The organism is Robiginitalea sp. (assembly GCF_982776155.1).
Genome location: NZ_CEXZKX010000005.1, coordinates 97546 through 118368, shown reverse-complemented (window position 1 = coordinate 118368; position 20823 = coordinate 97546). Strand labels below are relative to the sequence as shown.

Annotated in this window: 20 protein-coding genes and 1 tRNA gene; 8 read left to right on the top strand and 13 right to left on the bottom strand. The window is 57.7% G+C overall.

Going from position 1 to position 20823, the window contains the following annotated elements; translation table 11 throughout:
• Nucleotides 1-140: 140 nt before the first annotated feature.
• The 4 genes from AC3DKS_RS10120 to AC3DKS_RS10105 all read right to left on the bottom strand — a co-directional run bounded on the left by AC3DKS_RS10120 (nucleotide 141) and on the right by AC3DKS_RS10105 (nucleotide 3702).
• Nucleotides 141-1130, bottom strand: a complete 990-nt coding sequence (locus AC3DKS_RS10120) for an aspartate-semialdehyde dehydrogenase (RefSeq protein WP_420592810.1) — start codon at nucleotides 1128-1130, stop codon at nucleotides 141-143.
• Between the two features lie 272 nt (nucleotides 1131-1402).
• Nucleotides 1403-1813, bottom strand: coding sequence for a large-conductance mechanosensitive channel protein MscL (gene mscL, locus AC3DKS_RS10115; protein ID WP_015753464.1), 411 nt, complete (start codon nucleotides 1811-1813; stop codon nucleotides 1403-1405).
• A 139-nt stretch (nucleotides 1814-1952) separates the two neighbouring features.
• Nucleotides 1953-3065, bottom strand: coding sequence for an alanine racemase (gene alr / locus AC3DKS_RS10110; RefSeq protein WP_272606976.1), 1113 nt, complete (start codon nucleotides 3063-3065; stop codon nucleotides 1953-1955).
• Nucleotides 3049-3702, bottom strand: coding sequence for a thymidine kinase (locus AC3DKS_RS10105; protein WP_015753466.1), 654 nt, complete (start codon nucleotides 3700-3702; stop codon nucleotides 3049-3051). Before AC3DKS_RS10105 ends, alr begins: the two co-directional genes overlap by 17 nt.
• A gap of 109 nt (nucleotides 3703-3811) precedes the next feature.
• Here AC3DKS_RS10105 and AC3DKS_RS10100 point away from each other — a divergent pair, with 109 nt between their 5' ends.
• The gene (locus tag AC3DKS_RS10100) at nucleotides 3812-4498 is read left to right on the top strand and encodes a hypothetical protein (protein ID WP_474731686.1); all 687 of its coding nucleotides are present in this window, start codon (nucleotides 3812-3814) and stop codon (nucleotides 4496-4498) included.
• Between the two features lie 67 nt (nucleotides 4499-4565).
• On the top strand, nucleotides 4566-5240 hold the full coding sequence (gene rsmI, locus AC3DKS_RS10095) for a 16S rRNA (cytidine(1402)-2'-O)-methyltransferase (protein WP_474731687.1): 675 nt from the start codon (nucleotides 4566-4568) through the stop codon (nucleotides 5238-5240).
• A 1-nt stretch (nucleotide 5241) separates the two neighbouring features.
• On the opposite strand, the gene AC3DKS_RS10090 is transcribed toward rsmI, so the two are convergent.
• Entirely contained in the window at nucleotides 5242-5832 is a 591-nt protein-coding gene (locus AC3DKS_RS10090; RefSeq protein ID WP_272606978.1) for a carboxymuconolactone decarboxylase family protein, read from the bottom strand.
• A gap of 44 nt (nucleotides 5833-5876) precedes the next feature.
• Between AC3DKS_RS10090 and AC3DKS_RS10085 the strand changes: the two genes are divergently transcribed.
• Entirely contained in the window at nucleotides 5877-6305 is a 429-nt protein-coding gene (locus tag AC3DKS_RS10085) for an OsmC family protein (protein ID WP_015753471.1), read from the top strand.
• 157 nt (nucleotides 6306-6462) lie between these two features.
• Nucleotides 6463-8178, top strand: coding sequence for a single-stranded-DNA-specific exonuclease RecJ (gene recJ / locus AC3DKS_RS10080; protein ID WP_474731690.1), 1716 nt, complete (start codon nucleotides 6463-6465; stop codon nucleotides 8176-8178).
• 49 nt (nucleotides 8179-8227) lie between these two features.
• Here the strand turns inward: recJ and AC3DKS_RS10075 are convergent, their stop codons facing one another.
• Both AC3DKS_RS10075 and AC3DKS_RS10070 read right to left on the bottom strand, forming a co-directional pair.
• Nucleotides 8228-9016, bottom strand: a complete 789-nt coding sequence (locus tag AC3DKS_RS10075; protein ID WP_474731691.1) for a UDP-2,3-diacylglucosamine diphosphatase — start codon at nucleotides 9014-9016, stop codon at nucleotides 8228-8230.
• Between the two features lie 39 nt (nucleotides 9017-9055).
• Nucleotides 9056-9511, bottom strand: a complete 456-nt coding sequence (locus AC3DKS_RS10070) for a 6-pyruvoyl trahydropterin synthase family protein (RefSeq protein WP_272606979.1) — start codon at nucleotides 9509-9511, stop codon at nucleotides 9056-9058.
• Between the two features lie 72 nt (nucleotides 9512-9583).
• Between AC3DKS_RS10070 and AC3DKS_RS10065 the strand changes: the two genes are divergently transcribed.
• The gene (locus AC3DKS_RS10065) at nucleotides 9584-11443 is read left to right on the top strand and encodes an ABC transporter ATP-binding protein (protein ID WP_474731693.1); all 1860 of its coding nucleotides are present in this window, start codon (nucleotides 9584-9586) and stop codon (nucleotides 11441-11443) included.
• Nucleotides 11444-11527: 84 nt separating this feature from the next.
• Here the strand turns inward: AC3DKS_RS10065 and AC3DKS_RS10060 are convergent, their stop codons facing one another.
• Genes AC3DKS_RS10060 through AC3DKS_RS10050 form a run of 3 tightly spaced genes read right to left on the bottom strand, consistent with a single transcriptional unit; the run spans nucleotide 11528 to nucleotide 14160 of the window.
• Nucleotides 11528-12301 carry an enoyl-CoA hydratase/isomerase family protein gene (locus AC3DKS_RS10060; protein WP_474731695.1) on the bottom strand — a complete coding sequence of 258 codons (774 nt, stop codon included), beginning with the start codon at nucleotides 12299-12301 and terminating at the stop codon, nucleotides 11528-11530.
• 15 nt (nucleotides 12302-12316) lie between these two features.
• Nucleotides 12317-13651, bottom strand: a complete 1335-nt coding sequence (locus tag AC3DKS_RS10055; RefSeq protein ID WP_474731696.1) for an MATE family efflux transporter — start codon at nucleotides 13649-13651, stop codon at nucleotides 12317-12319.
• The gene (locus AC3DKS_RS10050; protein WP_474731697.1) at nucleotides 13648-14160 is read right to left on the bottom strand and encodes a GNAT family N-acetyltransferase; all 513 of its coding nucleotides are present in this window, start codon (nucleotides 14158-14160) and stop codon (nucleotides 13648-13650) included. The genes AC3DKS_RS10055 and AC3DKS_RS10050 overlap by 4 nt, the downstream gene beginning before the upstream one ends.
• Before the next feature lie 54 nt (nucleotides 14161-14214).
• Here AC3DKS_RS10050 and AC3DKS_RS10045 point away from each other — a divergent pair, with 54 nt between their 5' ends.
• Both AC3DKS_RS10045 and AC3DKS_RS10040 read left to right on the top strand, forming a co-directional pair.
• Nucleotides 14215-15012, top strand: a complete 798-nt coding sequence (locus AC3DKS_RS10045; RefSeq protein WP_015753479.1) for a universal stress protein — start codon at nucleotides 14215-14217, stop codon at nucleotides 15010-15012.
• Between the two features lie 29 nt (nucleotides 15013-15041).
• The gene (locus AC3DKS_RS10040) at nucleotides 15042-15470 is read left to right on the top strand and encodes a hypothetical protein (protein ID WP_272606982.1); all 429 of its coding nucleotides are present in this window, start codon (nucleotides 15042-15044) and stop codon (nucleotides 15468-15470) included.
• Between the two features lie 181 nt (nucleotides 15471-15651).
• Here AC3DKS_RS10040 and AC3DKS_RS10035 read toward each other — a convergent pair.
• A tRNA-Ala gene (locus tag AC3DKS_RS10035) sits at nucleotides 15652-15725 on the bottom strand.
• A gap of 129 nt (nucleotides 15726-15854) precedes the next feature.
• Between AC3DKS_RS10035 and AC3DKS_RS10030 the strand changes: the two genes are divergently transcribed.
• A complete protein-coding gene (locus AC3DKS_RS10030) occupies nucleotides 15855-16565 on the top strand; it encodes an SDR family oxidoreductase (RefSeq protein ID WP_272606983.1) in 711 nt (236 codons plus the stop codon).
• A gap of 3 nt (nucleotides 16566-16568) precedes the next feature.
• Here AC3DKS_RS10030 and AC3DKS_RS10025 read toward each other — a convergent pair whose 3' ends face one another.
• On the bottom strand, nucleotides 16569-19304 hold the full coding sequence (locus tag AC3DKS_RS10025) for a PD-(D/E)XK nuclease family protein (protein ID WP_272606984.1): 2736 nt from the start codon (nucleotides 19302-19304) through the stop codon (nucleotides 16569-16571).
• Nucleotides 19305-19371: 67 nt separating this feature from the next.
• On the bottom strand, nucleotides 19372-20733 hold the full coding sequence (locus tag AC3DKS_RS10020; protein WP_041326974.1) for an OmpA family protein: 1362 nt from the start codon (nucleotides 20731-20733) through the stop codon (nucleotides 19372-19374).
• Nucleotides 20734-20823 lie beyond the last annotated feature (90 nt).

The following is a 20823-nucleotide window of genomic DNA, read 5'->3' as shown; positions in this document are numbered from 1 at the left end:
TCCCAAACCAGGGGTCGGCCGTTTAACAGTATTTTATGGAGCAGACCTATTTCCCGTTTGCCAAGTGCTGGAAACCGGCCGCAACCGCGAAGTCAGGGTTTGGCGTCAATGGCCCGGGCATGCTGGCCGGCTCCCGGGTTTCAGACCAGGCCGCGCTCCAGCAGGTGCTCCGCTATCTGGACGGCGTTTGTGGCGGCGCCCTTGCGGAGGTTGTCGGCTACGATCCAGAGATTCAGGGTCTTGGCCTGGCTTTCATCCCGGCGGATCCGACCCACAAAAACCTCGTCTCTGCCATGGGCGAGTACCGGCATCGGGTAGGTGTTTGTGGCGGGGTCGTCCTGCAGCACAACGCCGGGGGTGGCTGAAAGAATCTGCCGTACCTCGTCCAGGTCAAAGTCTTCCCGGAATTCGATGTTTACCGCCTCTGAATGCCCGCCGGCCGTGGGAATCCGAACGGCGGTGGCAGTTACGGAAAACGTGCGGTCGTCCAGGATTTTTTGCGGTTCCCGGGCCAGTTTCATCTCCTCCTTGGTATAGCCGTTCTCCTGGAACACGTCGCAATGGGGCAGGGCATTCCGGTTGATCGGGTGCGGGTAGGCCTTCTCACCGGACACCCCGGCGATTTCATCTTCCAACTGGCGGACAGCCTTCACCCCCGTACCGGAAACGGATTGGTAGGTGGAGACCACCACCCGCCTTATCGTATACCTTGTATGCAGGGGCGCCAGTACCATCACGAGCTGGATGGTGGAACAGTTGGGGTTCGCGATGATCTTGTCTTCCGGCCCAAGTGTATCTGCGTTGATTTCAGGAACCACCAGTTTCTTCCCGGGGTCCATCCGCCAGGCCGAGGAATTGTCGATTACCGTGGTGCCGGCATCCGCAAACCGCGGGGCCCATTCCAGGGAAGTATCCCCTCCGGCCGAGAAAATGGCGATATCCGGCCGTGCTGCTACGGCGTCCGCCAGACCGATTACGGGGTATTCCCGGTCCCTGAACGGGAGCAACCTGCCCACAGAGCGCTCGGAGGCCACCGGCAGCAATTCGGTAACCGGGAAATTGCGCTCGGCCAGTACCCGGAGCATGACTTCGCCCACCATTCCGGTGGCGCCTACAACTGCTACTTTCATCAGATTCGTATTTAGTGGGCCAAAAGTACGCCGGACATAGGTCTCCGGCAAATCCGTCCGGAAAGATTTTTAAAAATAAAACAAAATGTTGCAAATATAACCCCTGAGTGCGTCTATTCCACAGACCCGAAGGAATCGCGTCATCCGGCAGATTAGTTCCCATCCAGACGATAGGGGCCCACCCCAAAAGAAAAACCGCCCGGGCGCGCCGGGCGGTTTAAGTTGCACTTGCTTGTGGTGTAGCGGTTCCCGCCACAAGTCGGGACGCGTCTTTATTTCTTTTTCAGCAGGTCGCGGATTTCGGCCAGCAAGTCTTCCTGGGTGGGCCCTTTGGGGGCTTCCGGTTTGGGCTCTTCTTTTTTGCGGACCTTGTTGTAGGACTTCACGATCATAAACAACACGAACCCGACGATGATCAGGTTGATGATGCTGTTGATCCACGCCCCGTATCGCACGGCGCTTTCCGGTTTTTCCACCGTACCGTCGGCGGCCACCACGGCTTCCGACAGGACGATTTTCATATCGGAGAAATCCACTCCTCCGGTGAAATAGCCCACGATCGGCATCATAATGTCATTGACAAACCCGCTGACCACCAGGCCGATGGCGCTGGCGAGCAAAACTGCAACGGCCAGGTCGATGACATTGCCGGTCATAATAAACTTCTTGAATTCTTTTAGCATGGTTCTATTTGATTGGTTATGCTGCTCAAAATACTAAAAATTTGCAGAGTAGCCCCCAAGAGATATCATTTTCAGCGGATTAGGCTATTTAAAGGCCCATCGGTCGCCCCGGACGAATACCGGACGAATATTGGAAAGCTCAATGTTCTTCCAGGATTTCCCGCGCCACCCGCCGGGAGATACCCGTTAGGAGTTCATAGGAAATGGTGCCGGCTCCGCGCGCCAGGTCTTCGGCGGAATGCCCATTCCCGAAAACCACCACCTCGTCCCCCTCCTTGCAGGGGATTCCCGTGACGTCGATCATCGTCATGTCCATGCAAACATTCCCGATAATGGGAGCGCGTTTACCCCGGACATGGAATGCTCCATGCTCCTTTCCGTAAATCCGTCCGATACCGTCTGCATGCCCGATGGGAAGCGTAGCCGTGGTCCGGAAATCCGCAGCCCGGTACCCCTTGTTGTAGCCTACCCATTCCCCGGGCTCGATTTTATGGAGCTGGGAAATGCGGGTGCGCAGCCGGGCCACCGGGCGGAGGAGTGGGTCTACTTCGGGATCGTTGCCGTACCCGTAGAGCCCGATGCCGCTGCGGACCATGTCCCATTGGGCATCCGGGAAATTCAGGATGCCGGAGGTGTTCAGCAGGTGGAAAAAAGGCGTGCCGGGCAATTGTTCGCGGATATCCGCCACGATGGCGGCAAACGATTTGATCTGCCTTTGGGTAAAAGTGTTTGAGCCGGGGTCGTCCGAAGCCGCCAGGTGGGAGAAGGCGGATCGGATGGCAAGGCTGGACTCCCCTTCCAGTTGCCCGGCAATCCATTCCACGTCGTTTTCCCAGAAACCCAGCCGGTTGAGGCCCGTATTGAACTTCAGGTGGACCGGAAACCCCCGCGCCTCCCGCCGCCGGGCAGTTTCCAGGAACATTTTCAGAATCCGCGGGCTGTAGAGCGCCGGCTCCAGCCGATGGGTAATCAGGTCATCCAGGCCGGAAGGCTGGGGGTGCAGCACCAGGATGGGGAGCCGGACGCCGCCCTCTCGCAAAAAGGTGCCTTCGTCCGTGAAGGCCACCGCCAGGTAATCGGCCCCGAGGGCTTCGAGTTTCAGCGCAATGGCCAGGGAATCACTGCCGTAGCCGTAGGCCTTGACCACGCCCAGGAACCGGGTTTCGGGACGCAGCCTGTCCCGCAAAAACCGGTAGTTGTGGGCCAGGGCCCCCAGGTCGATCTCCAGGACCGTGTCACGGCTTTGAGGCATTCTCTGATTTTTTCGAGGGGAGGACCTCGGGTTCGTTCACTTCGAGCTTACTGATTTTTTCGGTGAGCATCGCCTTGTAGAATGCCCCCCGGCTCAGCGGTTCGTACTCCTCGGTTTCGCCCAGCAATACGAGCCGGTCGTTTCGGGATTTGCGGTAGCTGTAGTTGGCCAGGTTGCCGGTGCGCGTACAGATGGCGTGAACCTTGGTTACGTATTCCGCCGTGGCCATCAGGGCCGGCATGGGGCCGAAAGGGTTGCCCTTGAAGTCCATATCCAGGCCCGCAACCACCACCCGGACGCCCTTGTTGGCCAGGTCGTTGCAGACCGTGACGATTTCGTCGTCAAAAAACTGGGCCTCGTCAATGCCCACCACGTCGCAATTGTCGGCCAGCAACCGGATATTTGCAGCAGCCGGCACCGGGGTGGAACGAATCTCGTTTTCGTCGTGGGAAACCACGTAGTCTTCGTGGTACCGCGTATCGACGATCGGTTTGAAGATCTCTACCTTCTGACGGGCAAACTGGGCGCGACGCAGGCGTCGGATCAGTTCCTCGGTCTTGCCTGAAAACATCGAACCGCAGATGACTTCAATCCATCCGAATTGTTCTTTGGGGTTAACAGTGTTTTCGAGAAACATTTTGTAATTTTAGACGAAAGTAGCGGCTGTTTCCGTTACAGGTAGTAGCGGCGCTATAAAAGTATTAAAAAAGAACCACCTTCACGGAAAGGTCCCCGTATAATTAGCTATGAAACGAAAACTGAAAGAGGAGTTGCTGAAACTCTCCAAGGACATCATTACGAGCCGCGGTTTGAAGGAGTTGCCGGAGCTTTATGAAAGGGCCAGGGATCTCTACGAAAAACTGGCGGTACTGAAATTTATCGAGGAAAAACTCAACGACGTGCAGATCGACGTCAGCAAGAGCGAAGTCGCCTCCAAGTTTGAATCGATCGCCTCGGCGGTACTCAACGAGAATAAGTCCGTGCCGGAATCCAACCCGCACGAAGAGGATATCATCGTCCCGGGAATCGACACAATTAAGCACATGGTATCGGAAATGCCCGGGGGTGAGGAACTCGAGGAGGTCCTTGAGCGGCTCATCGCCAAGAACGACTTTGTCAAAAACGACAAACAGGACACGGCCCCCGACCTGCCGAAACCGCCGAAACCTGGCCATTCCAAATCCCTGAACGACACGCTGACGGCGCGGAAGATCTCCGTGGGGCTCAACGACCGACTGGCTTTTGTCAAGCACCTGTTCAACGACGACATGGACGCCTTCAACCGCATCCTGTCCAAACTGAACGACCTGGATTCCGTGGAGCATTCCGTGGCCTATATCCGCGATGAAGTAAAACCCGGGTTCAACCAGTGGGAAGGGAAGGACGAATACGAAGCCCGGTTTATGGAACTCATCGAACGGCGCTTTAACTAATAGTCAGAAAAACAAGTGATAATGGCCGGACGTGCTTACAGCCGCCCGGCCTCTTTTTATACCGCCCATGCAGCCTGGCAAACTGTTCATCGTACCCACTCCCATCGGCAACCTCGGGGATATCACCCTGAGGGCCCTGGAAGTGCTCCGGGAGGCCGACCTGATCCTGTCCGAGGATACCCGCACCAGCGGAAAACTCCTGAAACATTATGAAGTGGAGACCCCCCAGCGTTCGTATCATATGCACAACGAACACCGGGTAGTGGACGCATTGGTCGCCGAGGTAGCAGCGGGCAGGACGCTGGCGTTGATATCCGATGCAGGGACACCCGGCATTTCCGACCCGGGCTTTCTGTTGGTCCGCGCCTGTATCCAGGCGGGGCATGCCGTGGATTGCCTGCCGGGAGCCACCGCCTTTGTCCCCGCCCTGGTGTGCAGCGGCTTCCCCACGGACCGGTTTGTTTTTGAAGGATTCCTCCCCCATAAGAAGGGCCGGCAGACCCGGCTCGCCGAACTGGCCGGCGAGGCCCGGACGATGGTTTTTTACGAAAGCCCCCATCGGTTGCTGAAGGCCCTGGAGCAATTTGCCGACCATTTCGGAGCGGAACGCGAGGTGGCAGTCTGCCGGGAACTGACCAAGCACTTTGAGGAGATTGTGCGGGGGACCGTGTCGGAAGTAGCCGACCACTTCAAACAGAATGCGCCCCGGGGCGAATTTGTCCTGGTGGTTCGGGGAAAATAGGTCAGCCGTGCTTCCCCGGTTCCCAACCGTATCGGGAGAGGTACTTTTCCCCGCTTTCAACTGCCCCCGATTCAATAGGGGTCCCCATGGAGTCGTTCCAGCGGTTGAGAAAGCCGAAAAGGGAGATCACCCCGAGGATTTCGACAATTTCCCCTTCGTCCCAGTGTTCGTGCAGCCGGGCCGCCAGGTCGGCATCCACCGTATTGGGTACCTGTGAAGCCGCCAGGGCAAAGTCCAGGGCGGCCCGTTCGGCATCCGAAAATGCGCTGTGGGTCCGGTACTCCCAAATATTTTCCAATTGCCTTTGTTCGGCCCCGTACCGCTCGGCGGCCCGGATGGCATGGGCCTGGCAGTACCGGCAGCCGGTGGCATTGCTGCTCACCCAGGCAATCATCCGTTTCAGGGCTGAGGTCACCTTCCCGTGGTTTTCCATCACGGCCATATTCAACTGGATAAATGCCTTGGAAATGGCCGGCCGCCGCTGCATGGTCAGGACGGAATTCGGGCAGAAACCCAGGGTTTCATCAAAGAATTTGGCCAGCTTCCGGGTTTCGGGATCGGCATTCGGGTCTAAGGGTGTTACAAGGGGCATATGGCGTGATTTTATTGTACTTTTGGGCAAGAAACAAAAAAATTATGGCTTCCACCAATCACGTCACGACGCGCTGGCTGGGGGATATGGCATTTGAATCCAACAATCCCTCCGGCCTGAATTTCCGAATCGATGCAAGCCCCGAAGATGGCGGGGCAGGGTCCGGGATGCGCCCGAAGGCCCTCATGTTGAGTTCGCTGGCAGGGTGTTCGGGACTCGACATTGCCATGCTGATCCGCAAGATGAAACTCGAGGTGTCCGATTTCCATATCGAAACCGTCGGGTCGCTCAGCGAAGACCACCCGCAAACCTACGAGGCGGTCCGGGTGGAGTTCCACTTCCACGGCAAAAATCTCGCACAGGCAAAATTGCAACGGGCCGTGGACCTATCCGTGGAGAAATACTGCGGGGTGATCGCCATGTTCCGGAAATTTGCGGAACTCGATTTCCAGACTGTTTTCCACGAAGACTGATCCGTATTCCGCGGTGCCCGGGTCCAAGTGCAGCGGGCGCATTCAGCAGCCAGAATAGTTTTGGTGCCAGCCAATTTCGGGGCAGTGCGCCCCCGTACCGGGGTGGGGCAAAAAACGGGTGTAACCTGCCTGCAGCCCACAGGCCTAAATTCAATCCATGTCCATGAGTACGCGTTGGGTTTTTAAACCGGAGCCCGGGAGGGAAGCAGCCTCCCGCCTGGCCGGGGAAATCGGCATCGACCCGTTGCTCGCCGGCCTGCTGGTTCAACGGGGCATCCGGGATTTTGAATCGGCCCGGAGGTTTTTCCGGCCGGAGCTCTCCCACCTCCACGACCCGATGCAGATGCAGGACATGGAACAGGCCGTGGATCGCCTGGAAGATGCCTTAACCAGGGGTGAACGGATCCTGGTTTACGGGGATTACGACGTGGACGGGACCACGTCCGTTGCCCTGATGGCAGCTTACCTGCGGAAATACAGCGATGCGGTGGCCACCTACATCCCGGACCGCTACCGGGAGGGATATGGCCTCTCCCGCCAGGGGATAGAGTTTGCGGATGACAACGGCATGGGGCTGATCGTCGCCCTGGATTGCGGGGTCAAGGCCATTGAGCAGGCCCGGTACGCCCGGTCCAAAGGCATCGACCTGATTATCTGCGACCACCACCGGCCCGGGGAAACGCTGCCGGAAGCGGTGGCCGTCCTGGACCCGAAACGCGATGACTGCCCCTACCCCTACAAGGAACTTTGCGGTTGCGGGGTGGGTTTTAAGCTCATCCAGGCGCTGCATGAGCGGCGCGGCCTGGACCCGGCAGAGCTCCTTCCCTACCTGGACCTGGTGGCTACCGCTATCGGGGCGGATATCGTCCCGATCACCGGGGAGAACCGGGTGATGGTCCACTACGGGCTGCAGGTGATCAACGGCGGGGCCCGTCCGGGGATCCGCGCGTTGCTCCGCGGGCTGGACAGGAAAAACTACCAGGTATCCGACCTGGTATTCCGGGTTGCCCCCCGGATCAATGCCGCCGGGCGGATGCAGCACGGGGAGGACGCCGTCCGGTTGCTCACCGAGACAGACCCGGCCCGGGCCGGGGCACTGGCCGACGAAATCGAATCGCTGAACAGCCAGCGCAGGGAGACCGAACAGGCCATTACCGACGAGGCCCTGGAGATGGTCCGTTCGGAAGGAGGGGAGGCCCGGATGAGTACGGTGGTTTTCAAGGAAGACTGGCATAAAGGGGTTATCGGCATTGTGGCGTCCCGCCTTATCGAGACGTATTACCGCCCCACCCTGGTGTTTACCCGCAGCGGCGATAAATTGGCGGCATCCGCGCGCTCGGTGCGCGGCTTTGACCTCTACGAGGCCCTGGAAGCATGTTCGGACTGTATCGAACAATTCGGCGGACACACGTACGCCGCCGGCCTGACCCTGGAGGCTTCCCGATTCCAGGACTTTAAGGACCGGTTTGAAAAGGTGGTGTCCGAGCGGATCACCGAGGATTCCCTGACTCCGGAAATCCAGATAGACCTCAAAATCCACCTGAGCCAGATCCACCCGAAACTCGTCCGGATCCTCAGTCAGTTTGGCCCGTTTGGCCCGGGGAATCCCGCCCCGGTATTCGTTGCCGGCCCCCTGGTGGATACCGGGTATGCGCGTACCGTCGGGGAAGGCGGGGCGCATTTAAAACTAGCTGTTACCCAGGATGGCTCCGGCCCCATTGGCGGGATAGGATTCGGGTTGGGAGACCGCCTGGACCTGATCCAGGGGGGCAGGGAGTTTTACGCCGTTTTTTCCATCGAGGAGAACCACTGGCAGGGCAGGACGAGCACGCAGTTAAAAATCCGGGACATCCGGGACGGCGCACCGGATTGATTCCCCAGGCGCGAAATGCCCGGGACCCGGGCCTGGGTAGCCGTTGGGTTTACTGGCCGTAGTATTCCAGTTTCAGAGTTTCCCCGTCAAAAACCCCATAGCTGTAATGGGAAATCCAGTCGCCCAGGTTGACGTAGCGGCTGGAATCGGTCAGTTTGATGTCCAGCGGCAGGTGGCGGTGGCCGAAGACAAAGTAGTCGAAATGGGCTTCGGTGAGTTTGCGCCTGGCGTATTGTACGAGCCATTCCCGGTCTTCGCCCAAAAAGCGGACGTCCTCTTCGCCGGAAATCATCTTGTTTTTCACGGAGAAATACTGCGCCATGCGGACGCCCAGGTCCGGGTGCAGCCACCGGAAGGCCCACTGGGCCACGGGGTTGGTAAAGACCTTCTTCATTCGCTTAAACCCTTTGTCCCCGGGTCCCAGCCCGTCGCCGTGGCCGATGAAAAAGCGCTTCCCGCCGATTTCAAAAACGCGCGGTTTATGGTACACCGGAATGTTCAGCTCTTCTTCAAAATACCCGTCCATCCAGAGGTCGTGGTTGCCCACAAAGTAAATGACGGGGATCCCCTGGTCGGTCAGGGAAGCCAGGGCGCCCAGCGTGCGGGTAAACCCCTTGGGCACCACCCGCTTGTATTCAAACCAGAAATCGAAGAGGTCGCCCAACAGGAAGATGGCTGCGGCGTCTTCCCGGATGGAATCGAGCCACGCCACAAACCGACGCTCGCGGACCAGGCTTTCCCGTGAATTCGGGGCGCCCAGGTGGTTGTCGCTGGCAAAATAAACCTTCTTGCCGCCGGGGATGGCTATTGGGTCAGGAATGGTAGGGTGCTGCTGCATGCGTAGTAAAGATACGAACTGCCGGTGGTTCCCGGACTGTCAATCCGGGTTGTCCGAGGCAAACCATTCGGCATAGGCCGTCCCGGTCTCCCGAAGCCGCAGCGAATGCAGCCGGATATGTTCGGGGAGTCGTTTGCCGATCCGATGGGCAAAATCCACTACCATATTTTCACTGGTGGGTTGGTAATCCGCCAGGATGACCCGGTGACCCTCCCGTTCCAGGGTGCGGGCCAGTTCCACATGGGGCGTGTTCCGGTTAAAAATGGTGGCGTGGTCAAAACGGTCTACCACCTCTTCCCTTACCACTTTCTTCAGGTCGCCAAAATCCATGACCATCCCGAGCTTCACCGCCCCGTCCTCTGCGATGGGCGTCCCAATCACGGTAACGGAAAGGTGGTAGCTGTGACCGTGGACATTCCGGCATTTCCCGTCGTACCCGTACAGGGCGTGGCCGGTCTCAAATGTAAATTCCTTGGTGATGCGTACGCGTGCCATGATCGGATCTCTAGTTGCAAAAGTAGAAAAACATCGGAAGGAATCCCGTGCCGTCCGGGAAAATGGCCCGGGATGCGTAAATTGCCAAAAAAAGCTTTGGCAGCCAAACGACTCAAATCCATTGCCGACCAGGAACGCATTTCCCTGCGGGATTCCTTCCGGGGCTGGCAATCCATCCCGCGTTTTTTCAGGGAGATCTACGCCGCCGGGCCCCGGTTGTTTATCCTGAACCTGTTGGGCCGCCTGCTCAAAGGTTTCAGCCCGGTTGTACTCCTGTGGATCGGCAAGGTCATCATCGACGAAATCGTCTTCCTGCTGAACAACCCGGACGGGGATTTTACCCGCCTGTGGACGTATGTCGCCATCGAATTGGGCGTGGCCCTGCTCACAGACCTGATCGGCCGGGGGGTCACCCTGACGGACGGCCTTTTGGGGGACCTCTATTCCAACGCTTCGTCCGAACGCATCATCCACAAGGCCGCCGACCTGTCCATGTCCCAGCTGGAGAACCCCGTTTTCTACGACAAGCTGGAACGCGCCCGTATGCAGACCAACAGCCGCGTATCCCTGATGAGCAATGTCCTGGCGCAGGGCGAAGGCCTGCTTTCAATAATTTCCCTGATCGCGGGCCTTATCTATTTCGAACCCTGGTTGATCCTGCTGCTGATTTTGAGTATCGTGCCCGCTTTTATCAACGAACTCAAGTTCTCCTCGGACCGGTACTCCCTGGCGCGCAGCTGGACGAGCGAACGGCGCGAACTCGATTACCTGAGGTATATCGGCGCCAATAACCGAACGGCCCAGGAGGTGAAGCTATTCGGGCTAACAGGGTTTATCGCCGGCCGGTTCCGGGACATGGCGGCGCAGTACTACCGGCTCACCCGGAGGCTGGCCGTCCGCCAGAGCCTCTTTGGGGGCCTGTTTAACCTGCTGGGGGTCATCGCCTATTACGGGGCGTATATCCTGATCATCTACCGCACTCTGGGCGGGCTGCTCACCCTGGGGGAACTCACCTTCCTCTCCGGTTCCTTCAACCGGTTGCAGACCAATATGCAGGGCTTCTTTTCCCGGTTTACGCGGATTTCGGAGAGTGCCCTCTATCTGAAGGATTATTTCGATTTTATCGACCTGGAACCGGAAAGTCCCGGGGGAGACGTGGTCCCCATGCCGGATCGCATCCGCGAGGGATTCGAATTCCGGGAGGTGTATTTTACCTACCCGGAAAGCGACACACCGGTACTCAAAGGGGTCAGTTTCCGCATCCGGGCGGGCGAGAAGATTGCCTTTGTCGGGCAAAACGGGGCCGGGAAAACCACGCTCATCAAACTGATCCTGCAATTTTACCAACCCACTTCCGGGCAGATCCTGCTGGACGGGACGGATATTTCCCGCTTTGACAAGGAGGCTTACAGGAAGCGGTTTGGGGTCATCTTCCAGGATTATTTTCGGTACGAATTCACGTTGCGGGAGAATATTGCCGTGGGGGATATCGGGGCCGTCCGGGACGATACCCGGATTGGCGAGGCCGCGCGGAAAAGCCTGGCGGATCAGGTGGTACAGGAAATGGCCGACGGCCTGGAGCAGCAGCTCGGGCGCCGGTTTGCCCGCGGGCAGGAACTCAGCGGGGGGCAGTGGCAGAAGGTGGCCCTGGCACGGGCCTACATGAAAGACGCGGACGTTATGGTCCTGGACGAACCCACGGCCTCCCTGGATGCCCGGGCGGAATACGAGGTGTTTGAGCGGTTTATCGGGCTGACCAGGGGCCGAACCAGCATCATTATCTCCCACCGGTTCAGCACCGTCCGGATGGCCGACCGGATATTGGTGCTCGAAGACGGGGCGGTAACCGCCCTGGGCACCCACGAGGACCTGATGGAACAAGGCGGCCTGTACGCGGAACTATTTACCCTGCAGGCTGCGGGGTACCAGTAGGCAGATCTCTTTTCAGGCCGGACTTCCGTTATTCCAGCGCCTCTTCGGCGTAAACCCCCGGGGTGTGAGTGCCCGGCACGCGTATTATTTTTTCTCCTTGAATTTCCGCAGGGTTTCCTGGGTGGTTTCGGACAGGGCGAGCCGCCCGGTTTCTGCGGCGCGTTCCGGCAGGAGGTCCCCCCAGTGGTCCGTCCCCTCCCAGAGGGCCTTTTTCAGGGCTGTAAGCGCGGCAGGCGGATAGGAGGCGAGTTGGGAAGCAAAGAATTCGGCTTCCTCGTCCAGGGCCTGGCGCGAATCGAATACGCGCGCATACAAGCCTTTTTCCTGAGCCCAATAAGCGCTCTTCCACTCTGTGGGGGAGAGGGACAGCTCTGCGAGCCCGGCTGCCCCGGTTTTCCGGGCGACGGCCGGTGCAATCACCAGGGGGGCAATGCCGATACTGATTTCCGAGAGGCGTACCGAAGCGCCTTCAAGGGCCAGGGCGTAATCGCAGGCGGCTATCAGCCCCACGCCGCCACCAACCGCCTTGCCGTGGACACGGGCCACGATGGGCTTTGGACACCTGCGCATGGCATTGATGACGCGGGCAAAGCCGCTGAAGAATTCGGCCCCGGTTTCCGGGTTGTCTATTTCCAGGAGTTCGTCAAAGGAAGCGCCGGCACAAAAGGCCCGGTCGCCTTCGGATTGCAGCAGGATTACCGAGATGTCGCCATCCCCGCCCAGGGCATCGATTTCCCGTTCCAGGAGACTCAACAGGTTGGAGGTGAAGGAGTTGCTGGCAGGATGGCCGAATTCCACGCGGGCCAGTGGGCCTGAGCGCTGGGTGTAAAGACTGCCTTCTTTGCGGGCTGCGGTCATGGTTTTTACCCAAATTTATGCCTTTTGCAAGAGCGGGCGAAATTTTTGCCGGAACTTCCAGACCAGGGGCGCTCCGCGGAACAGCATCCACACGGTAAACGCCCCCCAGATACCGTAAAGGCCCCAATCCAGCACTTTTCCGAGATAGAGGGCGGGGACAAAGCCCAGGAAGGTGGCAAAAAGCAGGACGTTCCTCAAAAACCGCATCTTCCCCATCCCCTTGAATATCCCGTCGAATACAAAGGCGATCCCGTTGATGGGCATTCCGAGGATCAGGATGAAGAAGAAGCTGTAGAACGCCTGCAGAACCAGGACGTCCTCCGAGAAGAGCCTGCCGATGGGGCGGTAGAAGACGGTTGCAGCGACCATCAGGAAAAGGCAGACCCCCAGGCCGTAGCGGCTGAGTTTTTTGGCCAGGTTCCAGAGGCTGTCGTAGTCCTTTGCACCCAGGAACCGCCCGCCCAGGATTTTCCCCGCAGAGGAGTACCCGTCTACGAAGAAGGCGGCAAAGAGCCAGAGGTTGATTGCGATGGTATGCGCGCCGATAAACCGATCGCCCAGGGCCGTGGCTTCCCAGACGGCCAGTAGGAGCGCCAGGTTCAGCGATAGCGTGCGGATAAACAAATTGAGTACCATCCCGATCAGCCGGCGCATTTCCGGGTGTACGGGAAACTGCAGTTTCAGGCGGATCGGCGTCCGCCACATGAGCAGCCCCAGTGCCAGGAGGGCCATCACTCCCTGGGCGATCAGGCTGGCCCAGGCAGCCCCCTCCAGATTCATAGCGGGTATCCATCCATCCACGCCGTAGACCAGGGCAAAGTCCAGCAGGATGTTCAGCCCGGCACCGGTAATGGCGATGAGCATGGGCCACCCGGTATTTTGCAGGCCCTGGAAAATCCCCATGATCGCGAAGGTGAGTAGTGTCAGCGGAAATCCCCAGACACGGATTTGGAAGTAGGAGATACAGTATTCCAGGATCAGGCCCTCGGCGTTCAGCAGCCCGAAAATCTGCGGGCTCAGGGGGAGGGAGACCCCCAGGATCAAAAGACTCAGCGCGAGATTCAGGAAAATAGCCTGGGCGGGGAGCGTTTTGATGTCGTCCAGCCGGTCGCCGCCCACATACTGGGCCACAATGGCCGATACGGCAGACCGCGTCTGGCCCAAAATCCAGATAAGCATCGAAAGGAAGGACCCGACAATCCCCACGGCTGCCAGGGATTCCAGGCCGTTTTCGGGGATATTGCCGACGATGGCCGTGTCCGTAATGCTGAGAACGGGCTCGGCGATACCGGCGAAGATAGCAGGTATGGCCAGGCGGTTGATGTTTTTCCGGGAGAGGGCTGGATTCACACCTGCGAATTTACGACCCGCTCGTAACAATAAAAAGGGTAAGCGCTCTGCCTGGGGAAGTAGACAGCCCCCAGGCGCTGGTAACCCCGCTGCTCGTAGAATCGCTGGTTTCGGTGGTTTCGGCTGAAGGTGTCCAGGCGGATGGAGCGGGCGCCTTGCCGGAGCGCCAATCCCTCGGCATGGTCCATCAGCTGTTGTGCCAGGCCCTGGCGTTGGTAATCCGGGTGAACGCCCAGGCGGTGGATGTAGAGGTTGTCGCGATTCGGGGTAAGCCAGCGTACCGATTTGTATTCTTCATCCATCCGGGAAGATACCACGATGGTCCCCACCGGCCCGTGGCCCGCGTCGATCACCCACAGTTCCCCCCGGTCCAGGTCCCGGACAAAGGCTTCCTGCTTCGGGTAGACGTCCGTCCACTGAAAGATGCCGTTGGCCTGCATGGCGCGGCCGCAGGCCCTGGCCATTTCCATAATTTCGGGGATTTCCTCTACTTTTGCAGGGCGGATCATTTCGCAGCCGACATTTTGTGTAAATTTAGAGGAATTAACTAGATCCAACCACCCATGAAAAAAATCCTGGTCCCTGTAGGAAACCCCGAAAGCGCCCTCGAAACACTGAAATACGCCGTGAGCTTCGGCGCGGAATTCAAGGCTGAAATCTACGCGATGGAAGTGCTGACAAAGACCAGCCGGGCCGGGGAGTTGTCGAACGTGAAGGAGAAATTCGTCGAGAGCAGCAAGGAACGCCTTCGCGAACTGATCGGCCAGATCGATACGGGGGGTGTGGACGTTAAAGTGGCCACCTATCAGGGCGACCTGGTAGACGGCTTGAATAACCTCACAGCAGAACTGGATATCGACCTGATCCTGGTAGCCCCCCGGAGTGTGGAAATTGACGAGGAGCTCTACCTGGGGAATACCACCGGGCGAATCATCAAGCGCACCAACATCCCCACGCTGATTGTGCCGAAAGGCTGCTCCTTCAAGCCCTACAAAACCATCCTGACCGCATTCCGGTCCGGGATCCTCAAAAGGAAGCGGGTCCTCAAACCCCTGGTCGCCATTCAGGAGAAGTTTGGGGCCACGGTGAACCTGTTGATGGTCAAGACCCCGAATTATACGGACGACGACCTGAAGATCAATACCGCCCTGATGGACATCGCCTCCCAGGTGACCATGACCGAACATGCAAACACGTATCTGGGCGTACTGGAGCACCTGCAGAGCCAGCAACCGGACCTGCTGACGGTATTCAGAAGGAAGCGGGGCTTTTTCAATGCGCTCTGGGAGAAGAACACAATCCAAAAATCCGAGTTTTCGGCACGGATTCCCGTGTTGGTGCTTAGTGTGAAGAAGGATTGAGGGGGCAACATAAGCCAAATGACTTCTCCATGCGAAAAATCCTGGTATGCACCCTGTTATTTTTCTATTACCCGAGCTTTTCCCAAACCCTGACCGATGAATCCGACAAGGAGGAGCTGACCTATGTGCTTTCGAATATTCAGCGTACTGTAGAGGATCATAAATCGATTTTTGAAGGAGCTTTTTATTTTCGGGTCTATCAAATCTGGGATTCCCGCGGGACGCCAGAAGGGACTTTCCCAGGATCCGAGGAAGCCTATTCTGCCTATTATATTGCAGTGAGCCCGGATGGAGACTATTACGTTGGGGCTGAGCTTTTCAAGGTAGGGGGGCTCATTGCTCCGGAATGGTTGGGGATTGAACCCCAGCAGTATCCGGAAGTAAAGATCCGATTCCGGCATGGACCCCATAATCAGCGTAAAGTGGTGGAGTATGTTCTCCGGCCAGAGATCCGTTGAGTTCTCCAGGACCGGAGTCGCTTCGCAGCTCCGGATGATCTCCCGTCCTGCAAATGCCATCATCCGACTTCGCTATGCCTTTCGGCATAGACGCTTAAAAACACGAAAGCCACTCAAGTAAACTTGGTGGCTTTCTTAGTTCTTAATCGCATCTCCGAAGTCGGATGATGGCGCTTGATCGTGGAGAATACCGGAGTCGAACCGGTGACCTCTTGCATGCCATGCAAGCGCTCTAGCCAGCTGAGCTAATCCCCCGTGAACTAGACGGCAAAAATACGCATTTTATACAATTCTCAAAAATGTTCCTGATTTTTCTGATAGGAATTCCGGGGGCGGATTCTGCTTGTTATCTTGTGGTTTTCACGAATAAAACCAAAGAGACCCATGGATCAATTAAAGGATAAGGTAGCCTACATTACAGGCGGCTCAAAAGGAATCGGATACGGGATTGCCCAATCGCTGCTCGGAGCGGGCATGCGCGTGGCAATCAGCGGCCGGGATAAAAAGCGGATTGAGGAGGCGGCTGCGTCCCTGGACCGGGAGCGGGTCATCCCGATTGTGTCGGATGTTACCCGTCTGGAAGATGAAGAGGAGGCCGTCAAGACAATTTTGTACCGTTGGGGCCAGGTAGACGCCGTGATTGCAAACGCTGGCCTTGGTCACTTTGCGCCCGTGGACGAACTTTCCCCGGACCATTGGAAACAGATGATCGACACGAATCTGACCGGCGTTTTCCACACGCTGAAAGCTGCTTTGCCGGCCCTGAAGGAATCCCGCGGGTACTACATTACTGTGGCAAGCCTGGCCGGGACAAATTTTTTCGCCTCCGGGACGGGTTATAACGCCACCAAATTCGGGGTGGTGGGTTTTACGCAGGCGGCCATGCTGGACCTGCGCCCCTTTGACATCAAGGTGTCGACAATCATGCCCGGCTCCGTGGCCACGCATTTCAACAACAATGAGCCCTCGGAAAAGGACGCCTGGAAGATCCAGCCGGAAGACCTGGGCGAACTGGTACTGGACCTGCTGAAAATGCACCCGCGGACGCTGCCGAGCAAGATCGAGGTCCGGCCTTCGCGCCCGGATAAAAAGTGATCCCTACGCGGGGCGGGCTTCAAACGGGACTGCGGGGTTGAACACTTCCAGCAGGAGCTCGTGGAGGACCTCCCGGAATGCAGTAAGCGTATCCGCATGGATTTGCTCTTCCGTCTGCCGGGGGGCCGTGCGTACCCCGAACCACTGGTAGCCGGCCCCGAGGTTTTTAAAGGATACCACCCCTGCTTTTTCAGGCAGGGTCCCGGAATCGCCGGCATAGAGCAGGGCGTAACACAGTACCTGGAAGGCCTTGGCCCGGTCCGGTTCCGTCCGGAGCGATTCCCATTCGGAAACCCGCAGCTCGGCCGGGGTAACCTTGCCGGTCTTGTAATCGACAATCCGTACCTGCCCGTCCACCTCCTCAATCCGGTCGACGGTGCCTTTGAGGGTTACCGGATGCTGCAGGCCCGGGACAGCGAGTTCCTGCCGGAATTTTTTTTCCACCCCGAGGATCCGGATACGGTGCTTTTCCGCCCGGGTCACCTCACTGCCGAGAAAGTGATCCAGGTGTTGCCGGAGGACCTGCAGGGCAATTAGGTTTTTGCCCCGTGCTTTTCCATCGCGCAAATAGTTTTTTCGAAATGCCCGCTCGATGGCGCTGTCGGATCGGTTCCGGAGTTCCGCCAGGTTATCCCTGTTCAGGAAGGCGCCTTCCAGGGGCCTGTAGAGTTCTTCCAGAGCATCGTGCAGTACGGTGCCGAAGGTGTTTGCAGCTACGGTTTCCTCCAGTTCCTCCGTTTCGTCCAGGCCCAACACATTGCGCTGGTAAAACAGCAGGGGATCGGCGATGAAACGGCTCAGGGAAGTAGGGGAAAACCCGCTGGAGGCCATTTCCTGCAAGCGTTCAAGAAGCTCCGGCCCCTTATGGATCCGCAATTCGCCCGGCCGTTCGGCCCCGGTTTCCGGTACGGCGAAGGCCAATTCCGTCTGGGGCCCCAGGACGGGGTCGGTGCGCAGCTGGTTGATAAACCGGCTGGGCTCGCCCCCTTCGATGACTTCGGGTTCCGTATTGTAGCAGATCACCACGCGGCGTGCCCGCTGGAGCAGCCGGTAAAAGTGGTAGGTGTAGACGGCGTCCTTTTCCTTATACGTGGGCATCCCGAATTCCCGCTTGACGTCAAAGGGGATGAAGGAGGCATTCGATTTGCCTGAAGGCAGGATGCCTTCGTTTACGGAGGTGATAATCACCGTGTCAAAGTCCAGGTTCCGGCTTTCGAGCATTCCCATTACCTGGAGGCCGCTGAGGGGCTGCCCCTCAAAATCCACCTTTTCATCGGCCAGTAGTTGCCGGTAGAGCAATTGGAGGGATTTCAGGTCGCTGACAAACGGGTAGGCCCCTGTAAGTTGGATCAGCTGGTTGAAAAGCTGGTTAAAATGGAACAGGTATTCGAGTTGTAACGGGTCCCCGGCTTTCTGGTACACGGGTTTCAGGGCCCGGGTGATGTCTTCCAGGTTTTTTGCATGGTCGCTTGGGGGTGCACCCGGCGGAGGGAGCAGCAATTCCCGGACGGTTACAGGCAGCCCCATGGCTTCCAGGGCGTCGGAATCTGCGTAATACAGGTTTTCGCGAATCAGATACATCCGGCCCCGGGTCGGTTCGAAATCCAGGGACCTGAACCAGGACTGCAGGTAGGGGTGTGCGATCAGCACGAGCAACTGCGGCACCCGCCAACCCTCCGCGGTCTTGCGGATGCGCATCTCCAGGAGCAAGTCGAATAGCTGTGCCATCGGGCTGTGCCGGATGGGATAGCTCATCGTAATGTTTACCGCGGGGATTTCTGCGGGGAGGGCGTGCAGCACCGGCGTCAGCAGGGCCTCATCCCCCAGCACCAGGGCCGTATTTTCAATACCCTCCGGGTCTTCGGCATATAATTCCCCCAGCAGCAAGCCGCAGTATTTGGCCTGGGCAACGGATTTGGGGATGCCCACCATCCGGATATTGCGCGGGCTGGCGAAATGATTTTGGATGCCCGCGAGACCCGTCCTGAGGGAAGGCCAATCCCGCAGGTGTTTGCGCATAAAATGCCCGGCATCGTGGACGGGGTTGTCGATGTAGTGGGGATCCGCGTCCCAGTAGATTCGGGATCCCGGTTTTTCCAGCAACTGCTGAATGATTCGGTCTTCCGCCGTATTCAGCGCATTGAAACCGATAAAGATATAACGTACGTCACCCCGGGCTGCCGCATAGGAGGCTAATTGGGAAGCGGCGGCGCGGTAGGCCATCCCCTGGTATGCAAGGCCTTCCCCGGCGAGGTTTGTCCGGAACCGCGAATAGATCGGCGCCAGGTTCTTCCAAAAGGCGATTTGACGGTCCATCATGGGGGTGCTGCTGCCATCCGGGGTCCAGTTGCGGATTTCGTTCAGGGCGGCCAGGGTTTCGAATAACCGGTCCGTGTCTACCAGGTAGCGGTCGGCCTCGTTAAAATCCTGCAGGAGGGTGGGCCCCCACTTGGTAAAATCGGCAAAGGATTCCTGTTGAATGCCTTCCTGGTCCAGGCAGGCCTCGTAAAGCCGGAACAGCAGGTGGAGCGTGCCGGCATACCGCAAACCGGAAATCTCCGCGACAAAGTCCTCAATACTCCAGATGTGAGGCGACAGGAAGGTACTGGTTGCCCGCTGGGCCATGCGGTTCTTTAGAAAAAAGCCGGCCCGCTTGCTGGGCAGGACAAAAACAAACGAGGACGGGTCCGATTGCCATTCGGGCAGGTCGTCCAGTACGGAATCCAGGAAAGACTGCATGTACTAAAAATAGAAAAGCCCCGGCATTTCTGCCAGGGCTTTCCCAAGATTATCGGTTATATAAAACTTACTCCTTGATGAGGTTGATCTCAACCCGACGGTTCTGCGTACGACCGGCACGGGTGTTGTTGGTGGCGATCGGGCGCTCTTCACCGTAACCTACAGCTTCCAGGCGAGAGGCATCGATGCCTTCGTTGATCAGGAAGTCGCGTACAGAGTTGGCGCGCTCTTCGGAGAGTTTCTGGTTCAGTGAGTTGCTGCCCACGCTGTCGGTGTGACCTTCAACGGTGAAGCGGCTGTTCGGGTACTGATCCAGGATCCGGATAATGTCTACGAATACGCGGGTGGACTCGGGCTTCAGAGAAGCTTTTCCGGTGTCGAAGAGGATCGTACGGGCGTACTCGTTAAGCTGGGCCTGTACTTCTTCAGTTACTTCCGGGCAGCCGTTGTTGGCTACAGTTCCGGCAGTATCCGGGCACTCGTCGTCTTTGTCGAGGACACCGTCGCCGTCAGTATCCGGCCAGGGGCATCCGTTGTTTTCAGCAGGACCTGCTTCAGAAGGACACTCATCGTCCTTGTCGGCAACGCCGTCTCCGTCAGCATCGGGGCATCCGGAAAGAGCCGGCAGACCAGCTTCGTTCGGGCAGGCATCGTCCTTGTCGGCAACACCGTCTCCGTCAGCATCCGGGCATCCGTTCATCTCCATGGATCCGGCCTCGTTCGGGCAGGCATCCTTGGCATCTTCGATTCCGTCTCCGTCAGAATCCGGGCAACCGTTAAAGGCTTCCAGTCCGGCAACTTCGGGGCAGGCATCGTCTTTGTCGTAGATACCGTCACCGTCCGTGTCGGTTCCGCCAAAGCGAATAGAGACACCGGCCAGGTGCTGGAAGTGCTTCACGCCGTAATCTTCGAAGGCGTGCTTGTATTGTGTCTGGAGGGTCAGACCGATAAAGTCGGTAAACCAGTAGTTCACTCCGATACCTCCATTAACCGTACCGGCTCCGATTTCGTCAACCCAGGTGTAACCACCACCTACTTCAACGAAAGGATCGATCTTGGTATTTTTCAGAATATTGTACTTGATGGTACCATCTACAGCATAGTGCGAAAGATCGTCGGCAGAAACATCCCCGAGCTTGGAGATGCGGTTCAGCGATCCACGGACACCTACTGCAAATCCATCACCGATATATTTCGATACATGAACATAAGAGATGGAAGGCAGGATGTTCCAGTGGTCGTTCGCGTTGAAGTACTCACTGAAAAGGGATCCCGTCGGGTAAGCGGCATCTGAATCGTTGGTGGGGTAAACGTCAATGGCGTTCACACCGAAGCTTATTTGCCAGGGATTATTCTCATCCTGTGCTTGTATGTTGTTAAACCCTAAAACGAGTAGGCCAACAACCAATAATCTGCTAAGCTGTTTCATGTTCAAATTTTTAAGTTTAAGTGTTTATTAGAGGCAAATGTAAGTTGTTAAAGTTTATTAACAAAATCATATTCCCATTTTTTTCGTCCC

Bases quoted from the DNA above. Each gene is read 5' to 3' on its own strand.
- AC3DKS_RS10120 (WP_420592810.1), bottom strand. From the start codon at position 1,130: ATGAAAGTAGCAGTTGTAGGCGCCACCGGAATGGTGGGCGAAGTCATG.
- mscL (WP_015753464.1), bottom strand. From the start codon at position 1,813: ATGCTAAAAGAATTCAAGAAGTTTATTATGACCGGCAATGTCATCGAC.
- alr (WP_272606976.1), bottom strand. From the start codon at position 3,065: ATGCCTCAAAGCCGTGACACGGTCCTGGAGATCGACCTGGGGGCCCTG.
- AC3DKS_RS10105 (WP_015753466.1), bottom strand. From the start codon at position 3,702: ATGTTTCTCGAAAACACTGTTAACCCCAAAGAACAATTCGGATGGATT.
- AC3DKS_RS10100 (WP_474731686.1), top strand. From the start codon at position 3,812: ATGAAACGAAAACTGAAAGAGGAGTTGCTGAAACTCTCCAAGGACATC.
- rsmI (WP_474731687.1), top strand. From the start codon at position 4,566: ATGCAGCCTGGCAAACTGTTCATCGTACCCACTCCCATCGGCAACCTC.
- AC3DKS_RS10090 (WP_272606978.1), bottom strand. From the start codon at position 5,832: ATGCCCCTTGTAACACCCTTAGACCCGAATGCCGATCCCGAAACCCGG.
- AC3DKS_RS10085 (WP_015753471.1), top strand. From the start codon at position 5,877: ATGGCTTCCACCAATCACGTCACGACGCGCTGGCTGGGGGATATGGCA.
- recJ (WP_474731690.1), top strand. From the start codon at position 6,463: ATGTCCATGAGTACGCGTTGGGTTTTTAAACCGGAGCCCGGGAGGGAA.
- AC3DKS_RS10075 (WP_474731691.1), bottom strand. From the start codon at position 9,016: ATGCAGCAGCACCCTACCATTCCTGACCCAATAGCCATCCCCGGCGGC.
- AC3DKS_RS10070 (WP_272606979.1), bottom strand. From the start codon at position 9,511: ATGGCACGCGTACGCATCACCAAGGAATTTACATTTGAGACCGGCCAC.
- AC3DKS_RS10065 (WP_474731693.1), top strand. From the start codon at position 9,584: ATGCGTAAATTGCCAAAAAAAGCTTTGGCAGCCAAACGACTCAAATCC.
- AC3DKS_RS10060 (WP_474731695.1), bottom strand. From the start codon at position 12,301: ATGACCGCAGCCCGCAAAGAAGGCAGTCTTTACACCCAGCGCTCAGGC.
- AC3DKS_RS10050 (WP_474731697.1), bottom strand. From the start codon at position 14,160: ATGATCCGCCCTGCAAAAGTAGAGGAAATCCCCGAAATTATGGAAATG.
- AC3DKS_RS10045 (WP_015753479.1), top strand. From the start codon at position 14,215: ATGAAAAAAATCCTGGTCCCTGTAGGAAACCCCGAAAGCGCCCTCGAA.
- AC3DKS_RS10040 (WP_272606982.1), top strand. From the start codon at position 15,042: ATGCGAAAAATCCTGGTATGCACCCTGTTATTTTTCTATTACCCGAGC.
- AC3DKS_RS10030 (WP_272606983.1), top strand. From the start codon at position 15,855: ATGGATCAATTAAAGGATAAGGTAGCCTACATTACAGGCGGCTCAAAA.
- AC3DKS_RS10025 (WP_272606984.1), bottom strand. From the start codon at position 19,304: ATGCAGTCTTTCCTGGATTCCGTACTGGACGACCTGCCCGAATGGCAA.
- AC3DKS_RS10020 (WP_041326974.1), bottom strand. From the start codon at position 20,733: ATGAAACAGCTTAGCAGATTATTGGTTGTTGGCCTACTCGTTTTAGGG.